We start from the raw sequence: 26,357 nt of genomic DNA on the forward strand, positions 1-26,357 counted from the left end.
CGCGCCGGGGGCCCGCACACCCCCGCACTCGCACCACCGTTCCCGCCGTAGCGACGGCGGTGAAGGAGATGATTCACGTGTCCGCTACGCCTGTCCTGGCGTTGCGCGGGGTCTCCAAGCGGTTCGGCGCCGTCCAGGCGCTCACCGACGTCACGCTGGAGATCCGCGCCGGTGAGGTGGTCGCCCTCGTCGGCGACAACGGCGCCGGAAAGTCCACCCTGGTCAAGACCATCTCGGGCGTCCACCCGGTCGATGACGGCGTCATCGAATGGGAGGGCGCACCGGTCCGCATCACCAAGCCGCACGACGCCCAGGAACTCGGCGTCGCCACCGTCTACCAGGACCTCGCGCTCTGCGACAACCTCGACGTCGTCGCCAACCTCTACCTCGGCAACGAGCTCAGCACCGCCGGCGTCCTCGACGAGATCGCCATGGAGAAGCGGGCCAAGGAACTGCTGGACACCCTGTCCATCCGGATCCCCAGCGTCCGGATCCCCGTCGCCGCGCTCTCCGGCGGTCAGCGGCAGGTCGTCGCCATCGCCCGCGCGCTGATCGGCGACCCGAAGATCGTCATCCTCGACGAGCCGACCGCCGCCCTCGGCGTCGAGCAGACCGCGCAGGTCCTCGACCTCGTCGAGCGGCTCCGCGAGCGCGACCTCGGCGTCATCCTGATCAGCCACAACATGGCCGACGTGCTGGCCGTCGCGGACCGGGTGGCGGTCCTGCGGCTGGGCCGCAACAACGGTGTCTTCGACGTCGCGGACACCTCCCACGAAGAGATCATCGCCGCCATCACCGGTGCCGACGACAACGCCGTCACCCGCCGCAAGGCGCGCACCGACCAGCTCAAGAAGGAGGCCGGGGCATGAACGAACAGCAGACTGCCGAGGCCACGCCGGAGACCCCGCAGCCGGCCGCCGTCGACCCCCGGCTGCTGGTCAGACAGAGAGGATTCGCCGGCTACTTCGGCGAGTTCGTGCGCCGGATCCGCGGCGGTGAGCTGGGATCCCTGCCGGTCGTCGTCGGCCTGGTGATCATCGCGGTCGTCTTCCAGCTCAAGAACAGCAGCTTCCTGTCCGCGGGCAGCCTCGCCAACATCGGCGTCTACACCTCCGGCCTGGGCATCATGGCCGTCGGCATCGTCTTCGTCCTGCTGCTCGGCGAGATCGACCTCTCGGTCGGCTCGGTCGCCGGCGTGGGCGCGGCCGTCTGGGCGGTGCTGAGCGTCACCCACGGCGTCAACGACTGGCTCGCGGTCCTGATCGCGATCGCCGCCGGCGCCGTCATCGGCGTCCTGCACGGCTTCTTTTTCGCCAAGATCGGCGTGCCCGCGTTCGTCGTCACCCTGGCCGGATTCCTCGGCTGGAGCGGCCTGCAGATCTGGATGATGGGCAAGGAAGGCTCCATCAACACGCCCAGCGGCAGCCTGGTGGAGAACCTCACCGGCTACTACTTCGCGGACAAGGCCGCCGCCTACGGCCTGGCGCTGATCGCGGTCCTCGCCTACGCGGGCTCCCTGCTGCTGGACAGCCGCCGCCGCCGGGCCGCGACCCTGCCGTCCCGGCCGCTCAGCGAGATCCTGCTGCGCACCGGCGTGGTCGCGGTGATCGCCTTCGCCGTCGCCTACGTCCTCAACGAGCCGTCCGGCGCCCGCGGGCTGCCGCTGGCCCTGGTGCTCTTCCTCGGCGTCCTGGTCGTCGCGGACTTCGTGGTGCGCCGCACCGGCTACGGCCGGCAGATCTTCGCGGTCGGCGGCAACGCCGAGGCGGCCCGCCGCGCCGGCATCAACGTCAACCGGGTCCGGATCACCGTCTTCGCGATCTCCGGGATGCTCGCCGCCTTCGGCGGGCTGTTCATCGCCAGCCTCTCCGGCGGCGCCACCAAGAACCTGGGCTCCGGCAACACCCTGATGAACGTCATCGCCGCGGCGGTCATCGGCGGCACCAGCCTCTTCGGCGGCCGCGGCAAGATCTGGTCCGCGCTGCTGGGCATGCTGGTGATCCAGTCCATCCAGCAGGGCCTGAACCTGCTCGGCATGGCCAGCGAGATCCAGTACATGATCACCGGCGCGGTGCTGCTGGCCGCCGTGGTGATCGACTCGGTGTCCCGGCGGACCCAGAAGACCGCCGGGCGGACCTAGGCCCTGTCGCGTCTGGGCCGGGGCGCCCCGGCGTACGGAAACCGCGCAATGTCGTAAGACTGCAACAGTCTGTGTGACACGGCGGAAACCGGCCCCCATCGGACGTCTTCCGATGGGGGCCGTGCCGCGCCCGGGGAACTGCCGGGACGGCTGGAAACAGGCGTTCGAGGCGGCTGTCACCCGAGTGACATACATCGCCGGGCCCGGCCGCGCCGGCGGCGGACGCAACATTAGACTCATCTGATCGGCAAGCTCGACCTACGGCAGCAAGGAGGCATGGGGTGGCATTGCTGACCCGTATCAAGGGGCCGCGCGACTTGGACCGGCTCTCCCCGGAGCAGCTCACGCAGCTCGCGGGCGAGATCCGCGGCTTCCTCGTCGACGCGGTCTCCAAGACCGGCGGACACCTCGGCCCGAACCTCGGCGTGGTCGAGCTGACCATCGCCCTGCACCGTGTTTTCCATTCCCCCAAGGACAAGGTCCTCTGGGACACCGGACACCAGTCCTACGTCCACAAGCTGCTGACCGGCCGACAGGACTTCGCCAGACTCAAGGCCAAGGGCGGCCTCTCCGGGTACCCCTCCCGCGCCGAGTCCGCGCACGACGTCATCGAGAACAGCCACGCCTCCACCGTCCTGGGCTGGGCCGAGGGCATCGCCAAGGCCAACGAGGTCCGCCGCCGGGACGACCGGGTGGTGGCCGTCATCGGTGACGGCGCCCTCACCGGCGGGATGGCCTGGGAGGCGCTCAACAACATCGCCGCCGCCAAGGACCGCCCGCTGGTCATCGTCGTCAACGACAACGAGCGCTCCTACGCGCCGACCATCGGCGGCCTGGCCAACCACCTCGCCACGCTCCGCACCACCGACGGCTACGAGCGCTTCCTGGCCCGCGGCAAGGACATCCTGGAGCGCACCCCGGTCGTCGGCAAGCCGCTCTACGAGACGCTGCACGGGGCCAAGAAGGGCCTGAAGGACTTCATCGCGCCGCAGGGCATGTTCGAGGACCTGGGCCTGAAGTACGTCGGCCCGATCGACGGCCACGACATCGAGGCGCTGGAGTCCGCGCTGGCCCGCGCCAAGCGCTTCGGCGGCCCGGTGATCGTCCACTGCCTCACCGAGAAGGGCCGCGGCTACAAGCCCGCCGAGCAGGACGAGGCCGACCGCTTCCACGGCATCGGCCCGATCCACCCCGACACCGGCCTGCCCCTCTCCTCCGGCGGCAAGGACTGGACCGGCGTCTTCGGTGACGAGATGGTCGCGCTGGGCAAGGAGCGCGAGGACATCGTCGCCATCACGGCGGCCATGCTCCAGCCGGTCGGCCTGGAGAAGTTCGCCAAGGCGTTCCCGGACCGGGTCTACGACGTCGGCATCGCCGAGCAGCACGCCGCGGTCTCCGCCGCCGGCATGGCCACCGCCGGGCTGCACCCGGTCTTCGCGGTCTACGCCACCTTCCTCAACCGCGCCTTCGACCAGGTCCTGATGGACGTCGCGCTGCACAAGTGCGGCGTCACCTTCGTCCTGGACCGGGCCGGCGTCACCGGCACCGACGGCGCCTCGCACAACGGCATGTGGGACATGTCGATCCTCCAGGTCGTGCCCGGCCTGCGGCTGGCCGCCCCGCGCGACGCCGAGCAGGTGCGCCTCCAGCTGCGGGAGGCCGTCGAGATCGACGACGCGCCGACCGTGGTGCGCTACTCCAAGGGCGCGGTCGGCCCGGCCGTCGAGGCGGTCGACCGGGTCGGCGGCATGGACGTGCTGCGCCGGCCGGCCGACTCCGTCGCGCGCCCGGACGTCCTGCTGGTGTCGGTCGGCGCGCTCGCCCCGATGTGCCTGGAGGTCGCCGACCTGCTCGACAAGCAGGGCATCTCCACCACCGTCGTGGACCCGCGCTGGGTCAAGCCGGTCGACGAGGCGCTGCCGGGCCTGGCCGCCGAGCACCGGGTGGTCGTCACCGTCGAGGACAACATCCGCACCGGCGGCGTCGGTTCGGCCGTCGCCCAGGCGCTCCGGGACGCCGGCGTGGACCTCCCGCTGCGCGACTTCGGCATCCCCGAGCGGTTCCTGGACCACGCCTCCCGCAAGGAGGTCATGGCCGAGATCGGGTTGACCGCGCCGGACATCGCCCGCCAGGTGACCGGGCTGGTCGCCAAGATGGACAACCGCGACGACGACGCCGCGGGCGCCGGGCGCACCGCCGGCGTCCCGGCCGCCGCGGAACCGGTCGCCCCGGAGGCGGTCGACGGCGAGGCCGCGACCGCGCCCGTCGAGGTGGCCCGCGACTGACCCGCGGCCCGCACCGCCCGCCCGATGGGCCGGCCGGACGTCCTCACGGATGTTCCGGCCGGCCCATCGGCATTTCCGCCATTCCCCACCCCATCGGGTGAATCCCCGGGCCCGGAGGCCCCGCCGACGATGACCATTTCCAGACATTGCGGAGACTCGGTCAGTTCAGGAGAGTTGCGAGGGCAGTCCAGGCGGAGGTTCGCCCATGAGCACACAGCACGGACCACAGGGACACGGACCAGGGGGCGGGACGCACCGCGATCGCGGCGTCCTGCGGACGAAGAGCATCGAGCAGTCGATCCAGGACACCGAGGAGCCGGAACACGCCCTCAGGAAGTCCCTCTCGGCGCTGGACCTCACCGTCTTCGGCGTCGGTGTCGTCATCGGCACCGGCATCTTCGTCCTCACCGGGAAGATCGCCAAGGAGCAGGCGGGACCCGCCGTCGCGCTCTCGTTCGTCGTCGCCGGCGTGGTCTGCGCGCTGGCGGCGCTGTGCTACGCGGAGTTCGCCTCCACCGTGCCGGTCGCCGGCTCGGCGTACACCTTCTCGTACGCCTCGCTGGGCGAACTGCCCGCCTGGATCATCGGCTGGGACCTGATCCTGGAGCTGGCCCTGGGGTGCGCGGTGGTCGCCGTCGGCTGGTCGGGCTACGTCCGTTCGCTGCTCGACACCGGGGGGCTGCACCTGCCGTCGATGCTGTCCGGCAGCCACGGCGGGCAGTTCGGCTTCGACCTGCTCGCCTGTGTCCTGGTCCTGGTGATCACCGGCATCCTGGTGCTCGGCATGAAGCTCTCGTCCCGGGTGACGACGGTGGTCGTGGGCGTCAAGGTCACCGTCGTGCTGCTGGTGATCATCGCCGGCGCGTTCTTCATCTCGGGGGCCAACTACGACCCGTTCATCCCGCCCAGCCGGCCCAGCACGGCCGGCGGCGGCCTGACCGCGCCGCTCTCCCAGCTGATGTTCGGTTTCGCCCCGTCCGACTTCGGGGTGATGGGCATCTTCGCGGCGGCCGCGGTGGTCTTCTTCGCCTTCATCGGCTTCGACATCGTGGCCACCGCGGCGGAGGAGACCCGCGTCCCGCAGCGCGACGTGCCGCGCGGCATCCTCGGCTCGCTGGCCATCTGCACCCTGCTGTACGTCGCCGTGTCGGTCGTCGTCACCGGCATGGAGAAGTACGACCAGCTCTCCGTCGACGCCCCGCTCGCCGACGCCTTCAAGCACGTCGGCCACCCCTTCTACGCGGGCCTGATCAGCTTCGGCGCGGCGGTCGGCCTGACCTCGGTGTGCATGATCCTGCTGCTCGGCCAGAGCCGGGTGTTCTTCGCGATGAGCCGGGACGGGCTGCTGCCGCAGCTCTTCTCCCGCGTGCACCCGAAGTTCGGCACCCCGCACCGCTCGACCATCGTCCTGGGCGTCGTCGTCGCGGTGGTCGCCGGCTTCACCTCGATCGACGTGCTGGCCGAACTCGTCAACATCGGCACGCTCTTCGCCTTCGTCGTGGTCGCCATCGGCGTCGTCCTGCTCCGCCGCGCCCGCCCCGATCTGCCGCGCGCCTTCCGCACCCCGCTCGTCCCGTTCGTCCCGCTGCTGTCGGTGCTCGCCTCGCTCTGGCTGATGCTCAACCTGCCGGCCGAGACCTGGATCCGCTTCGCGATCTGGATGGCGCTCGGTTGCGTCGTCTACTTCGTCTACGGGCGCACCCACAGCCGCCTCGCCGTCCGCCGGCGACAGCGCGACACGGCCTAGCGTGGTCCGATCCGATCCGATCCGATCCGGTCCGATCCGGGTCCGCAACGCCCCGCCCGCCGCCCGGCGCGTACCTCCCCGGGCGGCCGCAGGCGCCGCTCTCGGCGGCTACGGAGCCCCGCTCCGCCCCCTGCCGCCCCACACCGCCCGCGGGCCCGTCACGCGGGCGCCCAGCGCCTGCACGCGTTCGCGCAGGCCGCGGTCCGCGGTGACCACCAGGCAGTCCCGTCCCGCGCCCTCTTCGGCGACCAGCCGCACGATCGCGTCGTCGCCGCTGCCGTCCGCCGACACCACCCGCACACCCGGCACCGACGCCACCCCGCGCGCGGCGCCCTCCACCACCAGCAGCAGTTCCAGCGGCGGTTCGGCCAGCCCCGGCAGGCCCGCCTCGGCACAGCCGGGCAGCGCGTCCCGCAGCCGCTCGGCCGCGCCGCGCCGGTCCCGCCACCAGCCGTCGGGCACCGAGCCGACGACGTTCGCGGCATCGACAACGACCAAGGAATCCATGCGGTCAGCCTCCCACGGGCGGGGCCGTCGGCAGCCCCGCCCGCCGCACGCGAAAGACGCGCGGACCGGCTCCACCCAGCCGGTCCGCGCGCCAACTTCCCTGCGGCGGGAGTCCCTTACGCGGGAACGCTCGCGACGCCCGGGGCGAGGAACTTCTTGCCCGCCACCCGCTCGGAGACGCCCTCACGGTCCAGGTACGGCGTGATGCCGCCCAGGTGGAAGGGCCAGCCGGCGCCGGTGATCAGGCACAGGTCGATGTCCTGCGCCTCGGCCACCACGCCCTCGTCCAGCATCAGCCGGATCTCCTGCGCGACGGCGTCCAGCACCCGGTCGCGGACCTGCTCCTCGGTCAGCACCGCGTCGCCCTGCTTGAGCAGCGCGGCGACCTCCGGGTCCAGCTCCGGCTTGCCGGAGTCGTAGACGTAGAAGCCGCGCTTGCCGGCCTCGACGACGGCCTTGAGGTTCGGGGAGACCGTGAAGCGCTCCGGGAAGGCGCCGTGCAGCGTCTCGGAGACGTGCAGGCCGATCGCCGGGCCGACCAGCTCCAGCAGGACCAGCGGCGACATCGGCAGGCCGAGCGGCTCGACCGCCTTCTCGGCGACCTCGACCGAGGTGCCCTCGTCGATGACGTTCTGGATCTCGCCCATGAAGCGGGTCAGGATGCGGTTGACGACGAACGCCGGGGCGTCCTTCACCAGCACGGCCGTCTTCTTCAGCGACTTGGCGACCGCGAAGGCGGTGGCCAGCGACGCGTCGTCGGTCTTCTCCGCCCGGACGATCTCCAGCAGCGGCAGGATCGCGACCGGGTTGAAGAAGTGGAAGCCCACGACCCGCTCGGGGTGCTTCAGCTTCGAGGCCATCTCGGTGACCGACAGCGAGGAGGTGTTGGTGGCGAGGATGGCGTGCTCCGGCACCACCGCCTCGACCTCGGCGAACACCTGCTGCTTGACGCCCATCTCCTCGAAGACGGCCTCGATGACGAAGTCCGCGTCGCCGAACGCCGCGGCCTTGTCGAGGTGGCCGCTGACCAGGCCCTTGAGGCGGTTCGCCTTGTCCTGGTTGACCCGGCCCTTGAGCAGCAGCTTGTCGATCTCGCCGTGGACGTACTCCACGCCCTTGTCGATCCGCGCCTGGTCGATGTCGGTGAGGACGACCGGGACCTCCAGGCGGCGGGCGAACAGCAGCGCCAGCTGGGAGGCCATCAGGCCGGCGCCGACGACGCCCACCTTGGTGACCGGCCGCGCCAGCGACTTGTCCGGCGCGCCGGCCGGGCGCTTGGCGCGCTTCTGCACCAGGTTGAACGCGTAGATGCCGGAGCGCAGCTCGCCGCCCATGATGAGGTCGGCGAGCGCCTGGTCCTCGGCGTCGAAGCCCTGCCGCAGGTCGCCGTTCTTGGCCGCCGCGATGATGTCCAGCGCCCGGTAGGCGGCCGGGGCCGCGCCGTGCACCTTGCCGTCCGCGATCGCCTTGCCGCGCTGCACGGCGGCGTCCCACGCCTCGCCGCGGTCGATCTCGGGTCGGGCGACCTCGGTCTCGCCCTTGAGCACCGACGCGGTCCAGTCCAGCGACCGCTCCAGGAAGTCCGCGCCCTCGAAGAGCGCGTCCGCGATGCCCAGGTCGAAGACCTGCTGGCCCTTGAGCTGCTTGTTCTGGTTGAGCGAGTTCTCGATGATCACGCTCACCGCGCGGTCCGCGCCGATCAGGTTCGGCAGCAGCGCGCAGCCGCCCCAGCCGGGGACCAGGCCGAGGAAGACCTCGGGCAGCGAGAACGCCGGCAGCGCCTTGGAGACGGTGCGGTAGGTGCAGTGCAGACCGACCTCGACACCGCCGCCCATCGCGGCGCCGTTGTAGTAGGCGAAGGTCGGCACGGCCAGCGCCGACAGCCGCTTGAAGACGTCGTGGCCGCCCTTGCCGATGGCCAGCGCGTCCTCGTGCCGCGCCAGCAGCTCGACGCCCTTGAGGTCGGCGCCCACGGCGAAGATGAACGGCTTGCCGGTGATGCCGGCGCCGACGATCTCGCCGTCCGCGGCCTCCTTCTCGACCTGGTCGATCGCGACGTTGAGGTTCGCCAGCGACTGCGGGCCGAAGGTGGTCGGCTTGGTGTGGTCCAGGCCGTTGTCCAGCGTGATGAGCGCGAACCGGCCCGCGCCCTTGGGAAGGTCGAGGTGGCGCACGTGCGCCTGCGTCACGACCTCGTCCGGGAACAGCTCGGCCGCACCCTTCAACAGTTCAGCGGTGGTGCTCACTTGCCCTCCCAGTGCGGGTTTTCCCAGATGACCGTGCCGCCCATGCCGAAGCCGACGCACATGGTGGTGAGGCCGTAGCGGACCTCGGGCTGCTCTTCGAACTGCCGCGCCAGCTGCGTCATCAGACGCACGCCGGACGACGCCAGCGGGTGACCGAAGGCGATCGCGCCGCCGTACTGGTTGACCCGCGGGTCGTCGTCGGCGATGCCGTAGTGGTCGAGCAGCGAGAGCACCTGGACGGCGAACGCCTCGTTGATCTCGAACAGGCCGATGTCGTCGATCGTCAGACCGGCCTTGGCCAGCGCCTTCTCGGTCGCCGGGACCGGGCCGATGCCCATCACCTCGGGCTCGACGCCCGCGAAGGCGTAGTCCACCAGGCGCATCTTGACCGGCAGGCCCAGCTCGCGGGCCACGTCCTCGGCGGCGATCAGCGAGGCGGTGGCGCCGTCGTTGAGGCCGGCGGCGTTGCCCGCGGTCACCCGGCCGTGCGGGCGGAACGGCGTCTTCAGGCCCGTCAGGTTCTCCAGCGTGGTGCCCGGGCGCATCGGCTCGTCGGCGGTGGCCAGGCCCCAGCCCGTCTCGCCGCCCTCGGGGGAGGTGCGGCGCACCGAGATCGGCACCAGGTCGGCCTGGATCTTGCCGTTGGCGTACGCCTTCGCGGCCTTCTCCTGGCTGCGCACCGCGTACTCGTCGGCGCGCTGCTTGGTGAGGTGCGGCAGCCGGTCGTGGAGGTTCTCCGCCGTCATGCCCATGAAGAGCGCGGACTGGTCGACCAGCTTCTCCGAAACGAAGCGCGGGTTGGGGTCCACGCCCTCGCCCATGGGGTGGCGGCCCATGTGCTCGACACCGCCGGCCACGGCGATGTCGTACGCGCCGAAGGCCACCCCGCCGGCGACGCTGGTCACCGCGGTCATCGCACCGGCACACATCCGGTCGACGGAGAAACCGGGCACGGACTTCGGCAGCCCCGCCAGGATGGCGGCGGTGCGGCCCAGGGTCAGGCCCTGGTCGCCGATCTGGGTGGTGGCGGCGAGGGCGACCTCGTCGATCCGGGCCGGGTCCAGGTCCGGGTTGCGGCGCAGCAGCTCCCGGATGCACTTGACGACCAGGTCGTCGGCGCGGGTCTCGTGGTAAATGCCCTTCGGGCCCGCCTTGCCGAACGGGGTGCGGACGCCGTCGACGAAGACGACGTCCCTAGCGGTACGAGGCACGTTGGCTCTCCTCCAGGTGCGGGATGGCACTGCTGCAAGCGCGCCCCGGAGGACGCGTCACACGCCCATGCTACTTACGAGTAACCAAGCTGCACACCCCCCTCGCCCGGAGCGGCGAACGTCACACCGTCCGGTGGCCGGAACCCTCCGGGTGTCGGGGATGCGAAGGCCGCCGGGAACGCGGACGGCCCCGGCCGCGCGGTGCTGCGCGGCCGGGGCCGTCGGTGGTGTCGCGGGGCCCGGTCAGGAGCCGCCTGCCACCAGGGCCTCGGTGAGGAGCGGTGTGACCAGCTCGATCTGCCAGGGACGGGCGCCGTGTCCGGCCAGGACTTCGGCGACCGTCTCCGGGGTCGGGCCGGCCGGCGGTTCCCAGCAGAGCCTGCGGACGGTGTCCGGGGTGATGAGGTTCTCCTGGGGGAGGTTCAGCTGCTCGGCGAGTGTGGTCACCGCCGTGCGGGCGGCCGACAGCCGGGCGGCGGCGGCCGGGTCCTTGTCGGCCCACGAGCGGGGCGGCGGCGGGCCGTTGAACGGCTGGCCGGGCTGCGGCAGCTCGTTGTCCGGCAGCGCCCGGGCGCGGTCCACGGCGGCCTGCCACTGCTCCAGCTGGCGCCGGCCCATCCGGTGCCCGAACCCGGACAGCGCGGCCAGCGCGTGGGTGTTGGGCGGGAGTTGGAGTGCGGCCTCGATGATCGCGGCGTCGCCGAGCACCTTGCCGGGGGAGACGTCGCGCCGCTGGGCGACCTGGTCGCGCAGCGTCCACAGCTCCCGCACGACCGCCATCTGCCGACGCCGGCGCACCTTGTGCATGCCGGACGTGCGGCGCCAGGGGTCCTTGCGGGGCGGCGGCGGGGGAGCGGTGGCGATGGCCGCGAACTCCTGCCGGGCCCACTCCAGCTTTCCCTGGCGGTCCAGCTCCTCCTCCAGCGCGTCGCGCAGGTCCACCAGCAGCTCGACGTCGAGCGCGGCGTAGCGCAGCCACGGATCGGGCAGCGGGCGGGTGGACCAGTCGACGGCCGAGTGGCCCTTCTCCAGCGCGTAGCCGAGGACGTTCTCAACCATGGCGCCCAGGCCGACCCGGGCGAAGCCGGCCAGTCGACCGGCCAGCTCGGTGTCGAACAGCTTGGTGGGGACCATCCCTATGTCGCGCAGACAGGGCAGGTCCTGGGTGGCGGCGTGCAGCACCCACTCGGTGTCGCAGATCGTCCCGCCGAGCGCGGAGAGGTCGGGACAGCCGACCGGGTCGATCAACACGCTGCCGGCGCCCTCACGGCGCAGCTGGACCAGGTAGGCGCGCTGGCCGTAGCGGTAGCCGGAGGCACGCTCGGCGTCCACGGCGACCGGACCGCGACCGGCCTGGAAGGCGGCGACGACCTCGGCGAGCGCCTCGGATGTGGCGGTCACCGGGGGGATGCCCTCGCGGGGTTCCAGTAGGGGTTCCGGCGCCGGTCGGGAATCCGGAGGCGATTCTCCGGGTGCTCGCAGTGTCGTGTCTGCTGCGGTCTTTTGGGCGTCGGTCACCAGTCAAGGGTATCTGTGTATGCACGTCGCCCGTCGGGGGAATGTTCCCTCGACGGGCGAGAAGGGTCGGGAAGCGGGGTTCAGTGGATGATGCCGGTGCGCAGTGCGACCGCCACCATCCCGGCCCGGTCGCCGGTGCCGAGCTTGCGCGCGATCCGGGCGAGGTGGCTCTTGACGGTCAGCGCCGACAGCCCCATCGACACCCCGATGGCCTTGTTGGACTGGCCCTCCGCCACCAGCCGCAACACCTCCACCTCGCGCCCCGACAGCTCGCGGTAGCCGCCGGGGTGGCCCGGCGCGCCCGGCGGGCGGCGCTGCATCCGGGCCGCGTTGGCGCCGATCGGCGCGGCGCCCGGCCGGCCCGGCAGGCCCAGGTTGGTGCGGGTGCCGGTGACGACGTAGCCCTTGACGCCGCCGGCGAGGGCGTTGCGCACGGCGCCGATGTCGTCGGCGGCGGACAGTGCGAGGCCGTTGGGCCAGCCGGCCGCCCGCGTCTCGGACAGCAGGGTCAGGCCGGAGCCGTCGGGAAGGTGGACGTCGGCCACGCAGATGTCGCGTGGGTTGCCGACGCGGGGACGGGCCTCCGCGATGGACGACGCCTCGATCACGTCACGTACGCCGAGGGCCCACAGGTGACGGGTGACGGTGGAGCGAACGCGAGGGTCGGCTACGACGACCATGGCGGTCGGCTTGTTCGGGCGGTAGGCGACCAGGCTCGAAGGCTGCTCAAGGAGAACTGACACCGGGCCTCCTGGGGAGTGGCGGGGACGGAAGCCGGCTGGGGAAAGCCGGAATGATCCGTGTTTGAAGGGTCACTGACCTCTTCGGCAGCAATCCGGCAGGACTTTAGAGTTTGATCACGATTTAGTTAGGGGCAATTCGGGCAAATCGGATGCGTGAGCGATCAAGGTGAGCATGGAGTGCACACCGAGGTGATCACAGGCGTACGGAAACGGCGAGGTGCCGCACTTCCGGACATCCCGGACGTGCGGCACCTCGCCGTCGTATGGACGGGGCGGACGACTCCTCAGCGGGCCTGCGGGCCGCGGCGCTGCGGCAGCGCCACCACCCCGCCGTGCGGCGGGGGGTCGACCGGGGTCGGCGGCAGCCCCGCCACCTGGCACAGCAGATCGCACCACGCCGACAGGTGCGCCGCGAGATCGGGCACCCCGCCCGGCCCCTCGGCCGGCGTCCACGAGGCCCGGATCTCGATCTGGGTCGCCGGCTCCCGCTCCGCGAGCCCGCCGAAGTAGTACGACCCGGCCCGGGTGACCGTGCCGCTCGGCGCGCTGTACCGCACCCCGCGCGCCTCCAGCGCCCCGGTCAGCCAGGACCACGAGACCTCGGGCAGCAGCGGATCGGCGCCCATCTCCGGCTCCAGTTCCGCGCGGGCCAGCGTCACCACCCGGAACGTGCCCTGCCAGGTCTCGTCGCCGGCCGGCTGATGGAGCACCACCAGCCGGCCGTCCGCCAGGTCCCGGTCCTCGCCGTCCGGCCCCGCCCCGCGTTCGACGACCGCGGCCTCCAGCGCGTAGGCGTACGGGGCGAGGCGTTTCGGTGCGGGTGTCGGGCCGGTCTCGATCTCCGGCCGCAGTCGTGCCGCGCGAAGCGCCTCGACCGCCTGACGGAAGGGGATCGGGGTCTCGTCCGCGCTGTCCGCGAGGTGTTCTTGAGCCGCAGCCATGCCCGGAAGGGTAGGCGGAAGACGCCGCTCATACGCGGAGGACACCCGGTGCGCGCGTCGCCCATTCGGAGGTGCCGTCGGGCGCATGCGAAGATTTGCCGCGTGAGCGCCAACGATGCCCTTACGGGCCAGCAGCAGACCGCTACGTACGACTCGGCTTTCCTCAGGGCGTGCCGGCGTGAGCCGGTGCCGCACACGCCGGTGTGGTTCATGCGCCAGGCCGGTCGTTCGCTCCCCGAGTACCGCAAGGTCCGCGAGGGCATCGCCATGCTCGACTCCTGCATGCGGCCGGAGCTGGTCACCGAGATCACGCTGCAGCCGGTGCGCCGGCACGGCGTGGACGCCGCGATCTACTTCAGCGACATCGTGGTGCCCCTGAAGGCCATCGGCATCGACCTCGACATCAAGCCCGGCATCGGCCCGGTCGTCGAGAACCCCATCCGCAGCCGCGCCGACCTGGAGCAGCTGCGCGCGCTGGAGCCCGGCGACGTCTCCTACGTCACCGAGGCCATCGGCATGCTCACCCGCGAGCTGGGCACCACCCCGCTCATCGGCTTCGCCGGCGCCCCGTTCACGCTCGCCAGCTACCTCGTCGAGGGCGGCCCGTCCCGCAACCACGAGCGCACCAAGGCCCTGATGTACGGCGACCCGCAGCTGTGGTCCGATCTGCTCGACCGGCTCGCGGACATCACCGCCGCCTTCCTCAAGGTCCAGATCGAGGCCGGTGCCAGCGCCGTCCAGCTCTTCGACTCCTGGGTCGGCGCGCTCTCCCCGGCCGACTACCGGCGCTCGGTGATGCCGGCCTCCGTCAAGGTCTTCGACGCGGTCGCCGGCTACGGCGTCCCGCGGATCCACTTCGGCGTGGGCACCGGCGAACTCCTCGGCCTGATGGGCGAGGCCGGCGCGGACGTGGTCGGCGTCGACTGGCGGGTCCCGATGGACGAGGCGGTCCGCCGGGTCGGCCCCGGCAAGGCGCTTCAGGGCAACCTCGACCCGGCCGTGCTCTTCGCCCCCCGCGAGGCCGTCGAGACCAAGGCCCGCGAGGTCCTCGACGCCGCCGCCGGCCTCCCCGGTCACGTCTTCAACCTCGGCCACGGGGTGCTCCCCAACACCGACCCGGAGGCGCTGACCCGCCTCGTCGAGTACGTCCACACGCAGACCGCGCGCTGAGCAGCTGAGCCGGGGGCGGGCCCACCCCCGGCTATCGCGGGCCGGTGCTCCCGGCCGCCCGCACCGCCGCGTCCGCCTTGCGGGCCGCCACCAGGACCGGGTCCCAGACCGGCGAGAACGGCGGGGCGTACCCCAGGTCCAGGGCGGTCATCTGCTCCACCGTCATCCCCGCGGTGAGCGCCACCGCGGCGATGTCCACCCGCTTCGCGGCGCCCTCCCGCCCGACGATCTGCACCCCCAGCAGCCGCCCGGTGCGCCGCTCGGCGAGCATCTTCACGTGCATCGGGCGGGCTTCGGGGTAGTAGCCGGCGCGGCTGGTCGACTCGATGGTGACGGTGACGAACTGCAGCCCCGCCGCCCGGGCCTGGCTCTCCAACAGCCCGGTGCGGGCGATCTCCAGGTCGCAGACCTTGCTGACGGCCGTGCCGACGACACCCGGGAAGGTCGCGTAGCCGCCGGCCACATTGGCGCCGATCACCTGGCCGTGCTTGTTGGCGTGGGTGCCCAGCGCGATGTGCCGGTGCTCCCCGGTGACCAGGTCGCGCACCTCGACGCAGTCCCCGCCCGCCCAGACGTGCTCCTGGCCGGCCACCCGCAGCGCCAGATCGGTGCGCAGTCCCCCGGAGGCGCCCAGCGGCAGCCCGGCCGCCTCGGCCAGGGCGGTCTCCGGGCGGACGCCCAACCCCAGCACGACCACGTCGGCCGGGTACTCGGCGTCCTCCGTGACCACCGCCCGGGCCCGGCCCCCGTCCTCGTCGGTCAGCACTCCGGTGACCCGCGCACCGGTCACCACCTCGATGCCCATCCCGCACATCGCGGTGCGCACCAGCGCCCCCATGTCCGGGTCGAGGGTGGACATCGGTTGCGCGCCCTGGTCCAGGACCGTGACCTGGAAGCCGCGGTGGACCAGCGCCTCCGCCATCTCCACGCCGATGTACCCGGCGCCGATCACCACCGCCCGCCGGCCCGGCGCGCCGCGCAGGCCGTACAGCAGACGCTGTCCGTCGTCCAGCGTCTGCACCCCGTGCACGCCCGGTGCGTCGATCCCCGGCAGCGGCGGGCGCAACGGGCGCGCCCCGGTCGCCACCACCAGCTTGTCGAAGCCGGTCCACGTCTCCCGGCCGTCGTCCGCCAGGTCCCGGCTGCGCACCCGGCCCCGGTCCAGGTCGATCTCGGTGACCTCGGTGCGCAGCCGCAGGTCGATGTCCCGGGCCCGGTGCTCCTCGGCGGTGCGGGCGATCAGTGCGTCCGGGCCGTCCACCACGCCGCCCACCCAGTACGGGATGCCGCAGGCCGAGTACGAGGTGAAGCGGCCGCGTTCGAAGGCCGTGACGGCCAGTGCCTCGGGCCCCTTGTGGCGGCGGGCCTGTGAGGCGGCGGCCATCCCCGCCGCATCGCCGCCGATGACCACCAGCCGCTCCGGCGTCGCCATCCCCGTTTCCCTTCGTCAGTTGTCGCTCTTCCGCGGCGTTCGGTTCGTTTCCGCGCGCTCCGGTCCGTTCCATGATCGCGGTGCGCCGGTCCGTCGCGCGGCACCGGCGGTTCCCCAGCGGACCGCGCGGGCCGGCTCAGAAGGGGTAGGCGGCCGGGGTGGCGCGCACCGTGGTCCAGCGGGTCTCGGTGAACGCGTCGAGGTTGGCCTCGCCGCCGAAGCGGGAGCCGGTACCGGAGTCCGCCAGCCCGCCGAAGGCGGCCACCGGCTCGTCGTTGACGGTCTGGTCGTTGATGTGCAGCAGACCGGTGGGGATCCGGTCGGCCAGCTCCAGGGCGCGGGCCGCGTCGCGGGTGACGACGCCCAGCGCCAGCCCGTAGGACGACTCGTTGGCCAGCGCCACCGCCTCGTCGAGGGTCCGGAAGGCGCGGACCGGGGCCACCGGGCCGAACACCTCCTCGCAGTAGGCGGGGGACGCGCCCACCGAGCCGGGCCCGGTGGCGTCCGGGTCCGCGTCGGCGAGGACCGTCGGCCGGTAGAACAGTTCGCGATGGGTGCCGCCGGCGGCGATCCGCACGCCCGCGGCGGCGCTCTCCCGGACCAGCGCGTCGATCTTGCCGAGCTGTCCGCGGTCGATGACCGGGCCGAGGTGGACCTGCGCGCGGAACGGGTCCCCGACGGTCAGCGCGTCCGCCTTCGCCGCCAGCCGCGCCACGTACTCCTCGTAGCGCGAGGCGTGGACGAGGTGACGGCCCGCCGTCATGCAGACCTGTCCCTGGTGGAAGAACGACGCCCAGGCGGCGGTGGACATCGCGGCGTCCAGGTCGGCGTCCTCCAGCACCAGGAACGCGCTGTTGCCGCCCAGTTCCAGATGGGCCCGTTTGAGGTGCTGCGCGGCCAGCGCGCCGACGCTGCGGCCGGCCGCGGTCGAGCCGGTGAAGGAGATGACCCGTACCCGCGGGTCCGCCACCAGCGCCCGCCCGACGTCCGCGCCGCCGGGCAGCACGTGCAACAGCCCCGCCGGCAGGCCGGCCTCGGCGAAGACCGCCGCGAGGACGTGCCCGCCGCACACCGCGGTCCGCGGATCGGGCTTGAGCACCACGGCGTTGCCCAGCGCCAGGGCCGGTGCGACGGACCGGACGGCGAGGATCAGCGGGACGTTGAACGGCGCGATCACCCCGACCACGCCGGCCGGCACCCGGGTGGTGTACGACAGCCGCGGTGCCCCCGAGGGCAGCACCTGGCCGAGCGGACGGTGGGCGAGCGCGGCGGCCTCGTAGCACTCCTCGGCCGCGGTGCGGAGCTCGAACTCGGCCTTGCCGCGGACGCTGCCGGCCTCCCGGACGATCCACTCGCCGATCTCCGCGGCGTGCTGCTGGAGCAGATCGCCGGCCCGGCGCAGCACCGCGGCCCGCTCCGAGTACGGCCTGCGCGCCCAGTCCCGCTGCGCCGCGGCGGCCGTGGCCGCGGCGTCCGCGACGTCGGTGGGCGCGGCCAGCGTCAGGGTGGCCAGCACCTCGCCCGTCGCGGGCTCCACCGCCTCGGTGGGGTCACCGTGCAGGGAGAGCCAGTCCTTGGGATCGAGCAGGGCCATCGCGCCAACCTCCGTGAGCACCGGGACAGTTGATTGATGAACGAGTGTGCCCCATGGCGGCGGCGCGCGCCCGCCGGACGGCCGACCCCGACCTCCCGGCGGGCCGTAGGGCGCCAGAAGTGCCTTAGCGCTCCAGCACCATCGCCAGCCCCTGCCCCACCCCGATGCACAGTGCCGCCAGCCCGGTGCCCGAGCCCTGTGCGGCGAGTTGGTGGGCCACCGCGCCGGCGAGCCGGGCCCCGGAGGCGCCCAGCGGGTGCCCGATGGCGATGGCGCCGCCGCGCGGATTGACCACGGTGGGGTCGAGATCCGGCCACTGGGCGAGGCAGCCCAGCGCCTGCGCCGCGAACGCCTCGTTCAGCTCGCAGACCGCCAGATCGCCGAAGCCCCGCCCGGCCCGCTCCAGCGCCCGCCGGACCGCCTCCACCGGGCCGAGCCCGAACAGCTGCGGCTCGATACCGGTCACCGCGCTCGCCCGTACCCGGGCCAGCGGCTCCCGCCCGGTGGCCCGCAGACCCTCCTCGCTGACCAGCAGCAGCGCCGCCGCGCCGTCGTTGAGCGGCGAGGAGTTGCCGGCGGTGACCGTGCCGCCCGCACTGCGGAACGCCGGCTTCAGCCTGGAGAGCGCCTCCAGCGAGGAGTTCTCCCGGACGGTCTCGTCGCGCGTCAGGTCCGCCCCCGGCACCGGCACGACCTCCGCGTCGTAGTCGCCCGCCGCCCAGGCCCGGACCGCCTTCTGGTGGCTGGCCAGCGCGAACACGTCCTGCTGTTCGCGGGTGATGCCGTGCTTGTCGGCGATCAGCTCGGCGCCCTCGCCCAGCGGGACCGTCCACTCCGGCGCCATCCGCGGATTGACCATCCGCCAGCCCAGCGTCGAGGAGAACATCTCCTGATGGCCCGCGGGGAAGGCCCGGTCCGGCTTGCGCAGTACGTACGGCGCCCGGCTCATCGACTCCACGCCGCCGGCCACCGCGACCTCCGCATCGCCGTGCGCGACGGCGCGGGCCGCCTGGATGACCGCCTCCAGCCCGGACCCGCACAGCCGGTTGACGGTCACCCCGGGGACGCCGACCGGCAGCCCGGACAGCAGCACGGCCATCCGCGCGACGTTGCGGTTGTCCTCGCCCGCGCCGTTGGCGTCGCCGAAGTAGACGTCGTCGATCCGCGCCGGATCGAGCTCCGGGGTGCGGTCCACCAGGGCGCGCACCACATGGGCGGCGAGGTCGTCGGGGCGCACTCCGGCCAGCGCGCCGCCGTATTTGCCGACCGGGGTCCGTACCGCGTCGACGATGTAGACGTCCCGCACGGCGTTCGGTGCGTGTGGCTCGGTCATCAGGCTGTGTCCTCGCTGTCTTCGCTGTCTGCGCTGTCCTCGCGACACCGGCTCGGCGGCCGGGCGGTACGAAGATCGCCACCCGCCGCCCCGAGTCTTTGCCCGGCACCGCCCGGTGTCAACGGGGCGGGCGGCCACCTTCACCGGACGCGCCGGACCGGCCGGTCCCGCCGGTTCCGCCCGACTCACCGGCTGTCCCGGGCGTCGCGGCCGTCTCAGACGCCTTGGCCGTCTCGGCCGGGGTGGCCCGGTCCGTCCCGGCCGCCTCCGCGGGGCCGGCGTCCGAGGTGCGGGTGTCAGCAGGGCCGGTTTCCGCGCCCCCGTCGGCCTCCGTGGGCCGCCGCCCGCCGGGCCGGGTGCCCGCCCGCCGGCCGCGGACCGCCCGCCACAGCGCGTGCCCGCCCGCCGCGACGGCCGCGAACGGCAGCGCCCCGGCGAGCGCCACCAGCACCCAGCGCACCGCCGCCGTGAAGGCGCGCCTGGCGTCGGACAGCGCGTCCCCGAAGGACGTGCCGTCGTCCGGCCGGGGGCCGCTGGCGGCGCCGGGCTGCCGCAGCAGCAGCGTGACGGTGGCCGTCCCGGTGCGGTCCTTGAGGGACTTCAGCCGGGCCTCCAGGGACTCCAGGTTGGCCTCCCTGGTGCCCAGTTCGGACTCCAGGGCGGTGATGTCGCCGATCGAGGACGCCCGGTCCATCAGCGCCCGGATCCGCTCGACGCTCGCCCGCTGCGACGTCACCCGGCTGTCGACGTCCACCACCTGGTCGGTGACGTCCTTGGCGGAGACCTCGCGGGTGAGGACCTTGCCCAGCCCGGACAGCCGCGTCAGCAGCGCGTCGTAGTGCTCCGGCGGCACCCGCAGCACCAGCTTCGAGCGGTCCCGGCCGTCGGCGTCCCGGTCGGTGGTTTCGTCGGCCGCGTAGCCGCCCGCGTCCTCGACGGCGCCCCGCGCCCTGGTGAGTGCCGCGGCGACGTCCGCGGTCTGCACGGTCAGCGTCGCGGTCCGGATGATCTGCGTCTGCGTCGCCTTCACCGGCGTGTCCGGCGCGGTGCCCCCGCCGGTGCGTCGGACGGTCCCGCCGGCCCGTGCGTCGGATTGCTGCCGAGCCGCCCCCGCCGCGCCCTTGCCTGGCCCCGCCGCGTCGACCGCCGCGCCGGGCCCGCTCGGCGCACCGCACCCGGCGGCCGCCAGCGACACGGCCAACACCGCCGCCGCCCCGGCAACCCGCCGTCCCCATGATCCGTGCATGACAGGCCGCTCCCCTTCCGCGTCGTCGGCCGCCGGGCCGCGCGGACTCCGGGCGGCCCGGTCAACTGGCCGGATCGTGACGCCGGTTCGACGGGGAGCCCCGGCAGCGGGTTGCCGTTCCGGGATCTCGAAGAGGTCACGGTCCCGCTGCCCGGACCGGCTCCCGGGCGCCGGAACCGGCTCTGAGAGAGTGGAGGACATGAGCACAGCGCACAGCGGTACGGGCGGCGCGCCCGGTCATGTCGTGGTCATCGGCGGCGGTATCGCGGGGCTGGCCGCCGCGCACCGGCTGCTGGCGGGCGGGGCCCGGGTGACCCTCCTGGAGGCGTCGGAGCGCCTGGGCGGCAAGCTGCTGGCCGGTGACATCGCGGGCGTACCGGTCGATCTCGGCGCCGAATCGATGCTGGCCCGGCGGCCGGAGGCGGTGGAGCTGGCGCGGGCCGTGGGCCTGACCGACCGGCTCCAGCCACCCGGCACCGCCACCGCCTCCCTGTGGACCCGCGGTGCGCTGCGCCCGATGCCCAAGGGGCACGTCATGGGCGTCCCCGGCGACCTCGGGCCGCTCGCCGCCTCCGGCGTGCTCTCCCCGGAGGGCCTGGCGCGCATCGAGGAGGACCGGACGCTGCCGACGACCGAGGCCGGCACCGACATCGGGGTCGGCGCGTACGTAGCGGCCCGGCTCGGCCGGGAGGTCGTCGACCGGCTCGTCGAGCCGCTGCTCGGCGGGGTCTACGCGGGCGACGCCTACCGCATCTCGATGCGCGCCGCCGTCCCGCAGCTCTTCGAGGCGGCCCGGCGCGGCGGTTCGCTGATCGAGGGCGTCCGGGGCATCCAGGAGCGCGCCGCGGCCGCCGTGCCCGAGGGGCCGGCCGCGACCGGCCCGGTATCGGTCTTCATGGGCATCGCCGGCGGCATCGGGACGCTGCCGGGCGCGGTCGCCGACGCGGTGCGCCGCTCGGGCGGCGAGATCCTGCTGCGCACGCCGGTGCGCGAGCTGCGCTGGACCGCCGTGGACGGCTGGCACATCCAGGCCGGCGACCGGGTGCTCACCGCCGACGCGGTGGTCCTGGCCGCGCCCGCGCCGGCCGCCGAACGCCTGCTGCGCGCCGGCTCCCCGGCCGCCGCCGACGAGCTGGCCGCCGTCGAGTACGCCTCGATGGCGCTGGTCACCATGGCCTTCCGGCGCGCCGATCTGACGGCCGTTCCGCACGGCAGCGGCTTCCTCGTCCCGCCGGTCGACGGCCACCGGATCAAGGCGTCGACCTTCGCCAGCCACAAGTGGAACTGGATCGCCGAGGCCGACCCGGACCTCTTCGTGCTGCGCACCTCCCTCGGCCGGTACGGCGACGAGGCCGATCTGGAGCGCGACGACGCCGAACTGGTCGCCCTCTCCCTCGCCGACCTCGGCGAGGCGGTCGGCCTGACCGCCCGGCCGGTGGCCACCACCGTCACCCGCTGGGGCGGCGGGCTGCCGCAGTACGCCGTCGGCCATGTGGACCGGGTGGCGCGCATCCGGGCCGCGATCGCCGGACTGCCGGGCCCGCTGCGGGTCTGCGGCGCGCTCTACGACGGCGTCGGCATCCCGGCGTGCATCGCCTCCGCGCACCGGGCCGCCGACGAGGTCCTCGGGACCCTGACGCCGGGCGTCGCCGGCGGCGAGTGAGAATGGACGACATGACAGACGCTTCCACCCCCGCCTCCGACAAGATCCCCAACGCCGGCAAGAAGGCCAAGGACCTCAACGAGGTCATCCGCTACACCCTCTGGTCGGTCTTCAAGCTGCGCGACGTCCTTCCCGAGGACCGGTCCGGCTACGCCGACGAGGTCGAGGAGCTGTTCGCCCAGCTCGCCGCCAAGGACGTGGTGGTCCGCGGCACCTACGACCTCTCCGGGCTGCGCGCCGACGCCGACGTGATGATCTGGTGGCACTCGGAGAACTCCGACGACCTCCAGGAGGCGTACAACCGCTTCCGCCGCACCCGTCTGGGCCGCGCGCTGGAGCCGGTCTGGTCGAACATGGCGCTGCACCGTCCCGCCGAGTTCAACAAGTCGCACATCCCGGCCTTCCTGGCCGACGAGCACGCCCGCGACTACGTGAGCGTCTACCCGTTCGTGCGCTCCTACGACTGGTACCTCCTCCCCGACGAGGACCGCCGCCGGATGCTCGCCGACCACGGCAAGATGGCCCGCGGCTTCCCCGACGTCCGCGCCAACACCGTCGCCTCCTTCTCGCTCGGCGACTACGAGTGGATCCTCGCCTTCGAGGCCGACGAGCTCCACCGCATCGTCGACCTGATGCGTCACCTGCGCGGCTCCGAGGCGCGCCGGCACGTCCGCGAGGAGATCCCGTTCTACACCGGCCGCCGCAAGCCGGTCGCCGAGCTGGTCGCCGGCCTGGCCTGACCGGTCGGACACCCCGGAACACGGAGGTCGGGGCCGCCCCCGAAGGGACGGCCCCGACCTCCACGCTCCGGGGCGGCTACCGCCCCTTCACCTGCTGCACCAGCGTCGGCCGGGCCCGCTGGAGCGGCTGCCCCGGCACCGGCTCGGCGCGCGGTCCGCAGTACGACCGGTGCCCGGGGACCTTCCCGCGCAGCAGGTACGTCTCGACGTAGCCGTTCACACAGAGGTTGTCGCCGTACGCGATGCCGTGGGTGCCCGCGTCCCGCTCGGTCACCAGGGACGAGCCGGGCAGCCGCCGCTGCAGCTCCAGCGCACCCGGGTAGGGGGTGGCCGCGTCCCGTTCGGCGGCCAGCAGCAGCACCGGCGGCAGCGCGCCGGGCTCGGTGCGGATGTCCAGCGGGCGGCCCCGCCCGTACAGCGCGTCGTCCAGGTCGGTGTCGGCGACCTGCTGGGAGGCGTGGGCCAGGGCGTCCCCGGCCGACGCGCCCTTGACGGCCCGCCGGGTGGTGGTGCGGATCGCCTCCTCGACGCCGTCCGCCGCCGACTGCCGGCGCTCCGGCCAGAAGGCGCACGGCAGGTTCATCCAGGCGTTGTCCCAGGTCTCGAACGGCGCGGTGCGGGCCAGGGCGGTGTTGTCCCGGTCCCAGACGTGCCAGTTGCGCGGCCAGGCCGAGTCGTTGCACTCGACGGCGGTGTAGACGGCGTTGGCGTTCTCCTCGCCCTGGCCGTCGCCGGAGGGCAGTGCCTGGGCGATCAACAGCTGGGCGTCGCCGCGCAGGTACTTCGACAGCGCCTCGGCGCGCATCGGCCAGAACGCGTCGTTGTAGCCGGTCTTGAGGTACGCCGCCTGGAGCTGCCCGGGGCCGATCTTCCCGTTGACCGGCGCGCGCCGCAGCCGCTGGATGACGGTGTCGTAGGAGTGCTGCACCGCCTGCTTGTCGGATCCCAGGTGGTAGGTGGAGTCGTGCTTGGCGACCCAGCGCAGCCAGTCGCCCCAGCGGCGCTCGAAGGCGACGCTCTGGTCGAGGTTGTTCTGGTACCAGATCTGCCGGGGATCGGGGTTGACCACGCTGTCGAAGATCATCCGGCGGACATGGCCGGGGAACAGCGTCGCGTAGACCGCCCCGAAGTACGTCCCGTAGGACGCGCCCATGAACGTCAGCTTCTTCTCGCCGAGCGCCGCCCGCAGCATGTCCAGGTCCCGGGCGTTGTTGATCGAGTTGTAGAACGGCAGGTCGGCGCCGGCCCGTTGGGCGCAGCCGTGGGCGTACGCCTTCGCCTCCGCCACCTTCTTCTGCTTGAAGGACTCGCTGGGGTACCGCGGGCTGTCCGTGGGCGCCTTGGTGAAGTCCTTGGGGTCCTGGCAGGACAGCGGGGCGCTGCGCCCCACCCCGCGCGGCGCATAGCCGACGAAGTCGTAGGCGCGGGCGGTCCGGCGCCAGGTCGGCAGCGCTCCGTAGAGGGGGAACTGCATGCTGGACGCGCCGGGGCCGCCGGGGTTGAAGACCAGGGCGCCCTGCCGTTCGGCGGACGAGGTGGCCCGGGTCCGGCTGACCGTCAGCTTGATCTGCTTGCCGTGCGGCCGGGCGTAGTCGAGCGGGACGGTGAGCGTGCCGCACTCGACGGAGGCCGGGAGGTGCTCCACGCCCGCGCACCGGCCGAAGGTGAGGGGGTGAACGGGGGCGGGCGGCGCCGCCGGGTCCCGGGCGGCGCCGCCGGCCGGTGCCGAGGCGAGGCCGCTCAGGACCAGCGACCCGAGGGCGCCGTACAACGCAAGTGCTCTCACGAGCCGTCCCTTCGTATGGTGCGCGGTGCGGGGCTCCGGGGAGGGGCTCGCTGCACGGGGTCGCGCGGTGGGCATACAAAAGGGATAGTTGGGCCAACCGAGGGCGAAGTAAAGCACCGTACGGCGGTGTCGGACGCTATGCCCCGGAAGAGTGGAGCGCCGCGCGCAAACCGGGATCGACGAGCACGGCGGGTCCGTGCAGGGCGAGTCCCGTCAGGCCGGCCGGTTCCGGCGCCGGACGTCTGTCCCGCACGCCGGGGTGCTCCTGCCGCAGCCGTGCCGCGCCGGTCTCGGTGGCCCAGCCGGTGGACGGACGGACCTCCGTGCGGGCGATGGCCCAGGTGCCGAGGGCGAGGATCAGCGGGAGCGCGAACCACGCCAGCACCAGCCGGTCGGGCTCGCCGGACGGGGCCGTCCAGTAGGTCGCGCCGGCGGCCAACAGCACCACGAGGGCGGCGCCGCGGACCTGGCGGACCGCGGTGCGGATCGCGGCGGGCGCCGCGAGACCGGCGTCGACCAGCCGGTCGGCCAGCCCCCGGACCGCATCGGTGCCGGACAGGGCGGTCCGGACGGCGGGTATGCGGCACTGCCCCTCGGGGCAGATGGCGGTGAGCGCGGCCCGCTCGACGGGGTCCTGGCCGACCGGGTCGACGACCGTGGCCCAGCCGGTGTGGGCGAGGTGCAGCCGCCGCTGTTGGGCCATCAGGACGAGCACCACATCGGCGAGTCGGTGCGGGCCGCCGGAGAGATAGGCCGTCTCGTACAGGGTCAGCCCGGCGTGGGCGCCGTCGGCGTCCGGTGCGGTGTCCGGCGGGGTGTCCTGGGCGCGGTGCTGGGCCTGGCCGGTGACGACCGCCGTACGGCAGACCCGGACACAGGAGACGACCGCCGCCACCCAGGCGAGCAGGAGGAAGAGGAGCCACATAGTGGACGTTCTACGGGACGGCGGGCGCGGCCGCCATGACGTTTCTCACCTTGTGGATAGTGCGCCCCGGCCGGTCGGGGCGCCGAACTCGCCGCCCCGACCGGCCCCTTCGTGCGGACACCTGAACTGACGGATCGTCAGTCTCCGCCGCCGCAGCCCCCGCCGCCGCACCCGGAGCCGCCACAGCCCGAACTCCCGCCGCACGACGACCCGCCGCCGCACGAGGACGCCCCGCATCCGGAGTCCCCACCGCCGTCCGAGGAGCCGCACCACGCCGAGCCCGCGTCCCCGCCGCACCCGCCGGAGCCCGCCGACGACCCGCCGGACGGCGTCGAGGCCGCCACCGCCCCCTGGGCCTGCACGAAGTGGTCCCGCAGCAACTCGTCCGCGAGCACCGCGGTACCGCCCAGCGCCACCGCCAGCCCGGCGACCTGCCAGGCCGCCTCCAGGCTCCGGAGGTCGTCGGGCCGGGTGCCCCGGGGCCGGGCCGCGGCCAGGGCGGACCGGCCCGCCCGGGTGATCCGGCGGGTGAACAACCGCCGGCACGGCAGCCCGACCAGCAGACCCACGGCCACCGCCGGGACGACCCGGACGGCCACCGGCGGTGCCCACGGACCACCGCCGTCGCGGACGGCGAGGAAGGACAGCACCAGCGCGACGGCGAAGAGCACGACGCTCGCCTTCACCTGGAGCCCGGCCAGCAGCCGCCAGCCCCGGCCGGCGCGCGGCGGGCGCAGCAGCCCCCGGGCCGCCAGTCGGTCGCCGACCTCCTGCACCGCCGCACTGCGCATCGCCCGCCCGCGGACGGCGGCCAGCGCCCCGCCCGGGGTGGCGGCGACCGCGTCCAGCACGGCCGTCTCCACCGGGTCGTGCGCGGCGGCGCGCCGCACCGTCACCACGCCCGGGCCGCCGATCGCCAGCCGCCCGTCCTCGTGCATCACCCAGAGCGCGGTGTCCGCCACCCGGCCCGGCCCGCCGGCCAGGAACGCCAACTCCCGGACGTCACGGGTCGGTCCGGCCACCCGCCCGACCGCCGGCGTCCGCAGCCGCACCACCAGGGCCCCGACGAGCAGCGCCAGCGACGACAGGCCGAGGCCCAGATACACCCCTTGTGTGAACGACACGGCGGC

Annotated in this window: 20 protein-coding genes; 7 read left to right on the forward strand and 13 right to left on the reverse strand. The window is 73.5% G+C overall.

Going from position 1 to position 26,357, the window contains the following annotated elements; genetic code table 11:
• Nucleotides 1–68: 68 nt before the first annotated feature.
• The 4 genes from JNO44_RS31790 (at nt 69) to JNO44_RS31805 (ending at nt 6,172) form a co-directional block, all read left to right on the forward strand.
• Nucleotides 69–869 (forward strand): ATP-binding cassette domain-containing protein, encoded by an 801-nt coding sequence (locus JNO44_RS31790; RefSeq protein WP_073448877.1) that lies wholly within the window; start codon nt 69–71, stop codon nt 867–869.
• A complete protein-coding gene (locus JNO44_RS31795) occupies nt 866–2,140 on the forward strand; it encodes a sugar ABC transporter permease (protein ID WP_205367251.1) in 1,275 nt (424 codons plus the stop codon). Before JNO44_RS31790 ends, JNO44_RS31795 begins: the two co-directional genes overlap by 4 nt.
• 281 nt (nt 2,141–2,421) lie before the next feature.
• Complete coding sequence (gene dxs, locus JNO44_RS31800; protein WP_240167738.1) at nt 2,422–4,425, forward strand: 1-deoxy-D-xylulose-5-phosphate synthase; 2,004 nt, start codon at nt 2,422–2,424, stop codon at nt 4,423–4,425.
• 205 nt (nt 4,426–4,630) lie between these two features.
• Entirely contained in the window at nt 4,631–6,172 is a 1,542-nt protein-coding gene (locus tag JNO44_RS31805) for an amino acid permease (protein WP_240167739.1), read from the forward strand.
• 108 nt (nt 6,173–6,280) lie between these two features.
• Here the strand turns inward: JNO44_RS31805 and JNO44_RS31810 are convergent, their stop codons facing one another.
• From JNO44_RS31810 to JNO44_RS31835, 6 genes are all read right to left on the reverse strand, one after another.
• Nucleotides 6,281–6,679 (reverse strand): PIN domain-containing protein, encoded by a 399-nt coding sequence (locus JNO44_RS31810; RefSeq protein ID WP_205367253.1) that lies wholly within the window; start codon nt 6,677–6,679, stop codon nt 6,281–6,283.
• A gap of 116 nt (nt 6,680–6,795) precedes the next feature.
• The gene (locus JNO44_RS31815) at nt 6,796–8,925 is read right to left on the reverse strand and encodes a 3-hydroxyacyl-CoA dehydrogenase NAD-binding domain-containing protein (RefSeq protein ID WP_205367255.1); all 2,130 of its coding nucleotides are present in this window, start codon (nt 8,923–8,925) and stop codon (nt 6,796–6,798) included.
• Complete coding sequence (locus JNO44_RS31820; protein WP_102925820.1) at nt 8,922–10,136, reverse strand: thiolase family protein; 1,215 nt, start codon at nt 10,134–10,136, stop codon at nt 8,922–8,924. The genes JNO44_RS31815 and JNO44_RS31820 overlap by 4 nt, the downstream gene beginning before the upstream one ends.
• Nucleotides 10,137–10,379: 243 nt before the next feature.
• Nucleotides 10,380–11,654 (reverse strand): HRDC domain-containing protein, encoded by a 1,275-nt coding sequence (locus JNO44_RS31825; protein WP_205367257.1) that lies wholly within the window; start codon nt 11,652–11,654, stop codon nt 10,380–10,382.
• Nucleotides 11,655–11,734: 80 nt separating this feature from the next.
• The gene (locus JNO44_RS31830) at nt 11,735–12,397 is read right to left on the reverse strand and encodes a response regulator transcription factor (protein ID WP_016573641.1); all 663 of its coding nucleotides are present in this window, start codon (nt 12,395–12,397) and stop codon (nt 11,735–11,737) included.
• A gap of 284 nt (nt 12,398–12,681) precedes the next feature.
• Entirely contained in the window at nt 12,682–13,338 is a 657-nt protein-coding gene (locus tag JNO44_RS31835) for a DUF3000 domain-containing protein (protein ID WP_205367259.1), read from the reverse strand.
• Nucleotides 13,339–13,440: 102 nt separating this feature from the next.
• On the opposite strand from JNO44_RS31835, the gene hemE reads away from it, so the two are divergent.
• A complete protein-coding gene (hemE, locus tag JNO44_RS31840; protein ID WP_205367261.1) occupies nt 13,441–14,508 on the forward strand; it encodes a uroporphyrinogen decarboxylase in 1,068 nt (355 codons plus the stop codon).
• Between the two features lie 31 nt (nt 14,509–14,539).
• Here the strand turns inward: hemE and JNO44_RS31845 are convergent, their stop codons facing one another.
• From JNO44_RS31845 to JNO44_RS31860, 4 genes are all read right to left on the reverse strand, one after another.
• The gene (locus tag JNO44_RS31845; protein ID WP_205367262.1) at nt 14,540–15,940 is read right to left on the reverse strand and encodes an FAD-dependent oxidoreductase; all 1,401 of its coding nucleotides are present in this window, start codon (nt 15,938–15,940) and stop codon (nt 14,540–14,542) included.
• 136 nt (nt 15,941–16,076) lie between these two features.
• Nucleotides 16,077–17,534: an aldehyde dehydrogenase family protein gene (locus JNO44_RS31850; protein WP_205370875.1), complete on the reverse strand. Its 1,458-nt coding sequence runs from the start codon at nt 17,532–17,534 to the stop codon at nt 16,077–16,079.
• A gap of 124 nt (nt 17,535–17,658) precedes the next feature.
• A complete protein-coding gene (locus tag JNO44_RS31855; protein ID WP_205367265.1) occupies nt 17,659–18,867 on the reverse strand; it encodes a thiolase family protein in 1,209 nt (402 codons plus the stop codon).
• Nucleotides 18,868–18,985: 118 nt separating this feature from the next.
• Complete coding sequence (locus tag JNO44_RS31860) at nt 18,986–20,113, reverse strand: DUF4349 domain-containing protein (RefSeq protein ID WP_205367267.1); 1,128 nt, start codon at nt 20,111–20,113, stop codon at nt 18,986–18,988.
• Nucleotides 20,114–20,312: 199 nt separating this feature from the next.
• On the opposite strand from JNO44_RS31860, the gene hemG reads away from it, so the two are divergent.
• Nucleotides 20,313–21,776: a protoporphyrinogen oxidase gene (gene hemG, locus JNO44_RS31865; protein WP_205367269.1), complete on the forward strand. Its 1,464-nt coding sequence runs from the start codon at nt 20,313–20,315 to the stop codon at nt 21,774–21,776.
• 2 nt (nt 21,777–21,778) lie between these two features.
• The gene (gene hemQ, locus JNO44_RS31870; protein ID WP_205367271.1) at nt 21,779–22,516 is read left to right on the forward strand and encodes a hydrogen peroxide-dependent heme synthase; all 738 of its coding nucleotides are present in this window, start codon (nt 21,779–21,781) and stop codon (nt 22,514–22,516) included.
• 76 nt (nt 22,517–22,592) lie between these two features.
• Here the strand turns inward: hemQ and JNO44_RS31875 are convergent, their stop codons facing one another.
• The 3 genes from JNO44_RS31875 to JNO44_RS31885 form a co-directional block, all read right to left on the reverse strand.
• A complete protein-coding gene (locus tag JNO44_RS31875; RefSeq protein WP_240167740.1) occupies nt 22,593–24,302 on the reverse strand; it encodes an alpha/beta hydrolase in 1,710 nt (569 codons plus the stop codon).
• A gap of 136 nt (nt 24,303–24,438) precedes the next feature.
• Entirely contained in the window at nt 24,439–25,227 is a 789-nt protein-coding gene (locus JNO44_RS31880; protein ID WP_205367273.1) for a TIGR04222 domain-containing membrane protein, read from the reverse strand.
• A gap of 137 nt (nt 25,228–25,364) precedes the next feature.
• Nucleotides 25,365–26,351, reverse strand: coding sequence for a TIGR04222 domain-containing membrane protein (locus JNO44_RS31885; RefSeq protein WP_205367274.1), 987 nt, complete (start codon nt 26,349–26,351; stop codon nt 25,365–25,367).
• Nucleotides 26,352–26,357 lie beyond the last annotated feature (6 nt).

The sequence above is a fragment of the Streptomyces noursei genome, assembly GCF_016917755.1.
GTDB lineage: Bacteria > Actinomycetota > Actinomycetes > Streptomycetales > Streptomycetaceae > Streptomyces > Streptomyces yunnanensis.

Bases quoted from the DNA above. Each gene is read 5' to 3' on its own strand.
- JNO44_RS31790 (WP_073448877.1), top strand. From the start codon at position 69: ATGATTCACGTGTCCGCTACGCCTGTCCTGGCGTTGCGCGGGGTCTCC.
- JNO44_RS31795 (WP_205367251.1), top strand. From the start codon at position 866: ATGAACGAACAGCAGACTGCCGAGGCCACGCCGGAGACCCCGCAGCCG.
- JNO44_RS31805 (WP_240167739.1), top strand. From the start codon at position 4,631: ATGAGCACACAGCACGGACCACAGGGACACGGACCAGGGGGCGGGACG.
- JNO44_RS31810 (WP_205367253.1), bottom strand. From the start codon at position 6,679: ATGGATTCCTTGGTCGTTGTCGATGCCGCGAACGTCGTCGGCTCGGTG.
- JNO44_RS31835 (WP_205367259.1), bottom strand. From the start codon at position 13,338: ATGGCTGCGGCTCAAGAACACCTCGCGGACAGCGCGGACGAGACCCCG.
- JNO44_RS31845 (WP_205367262.1), bottom strand. From the start codon at position 15,940: ATGGCGACGCCGGAGCGGCTGGTGGTCATCGGCGGCGATGCGGCGGGG.
- JNO44_RS31850 (WP_205370875.1), bottom strand. From the start codon at position 17,534: ATGGCCCTGCTCGATCCCAAGGACTGGCTCTCCCTGCACGGTGACCCC.
- JNO44_RS31855 (WP_205367265.1), bottom strand. From the start codon at position 18,867: ATGACCGAGCCACACGCACCGAACGCCGTGCGGGACGTCTACATCGTC.
- JNO44_RS31860 (WP_205367267.1), bottom strand. From the start codon at position 20,113: ATGCACGGATCATGGGGACGGCGGGTTGCCGGGGCGGCGGCGGTGTTG.
- hemG (WP_205367269.1), top strand. From the start codon at position 20,313: ATGAGCACAGCGCACAGCGGTACGGGCGGCGCGCCCGGTCATGTCGTG.
- hemQ (WP_205367271.1), top strand. From the start codon at position 21,779: ATGGACGACATGACAGACGCTTCCACCCCCGCCTCCGACAAGATCCCC.
- JNO44_RS31880 (WP_205367273.1), bottom strand. From the start codon at position 25,227: ATGTGGCTCCTCTTCCTCCTGCTCGCCTGGGTGGCGGCGGTCGTCTCC.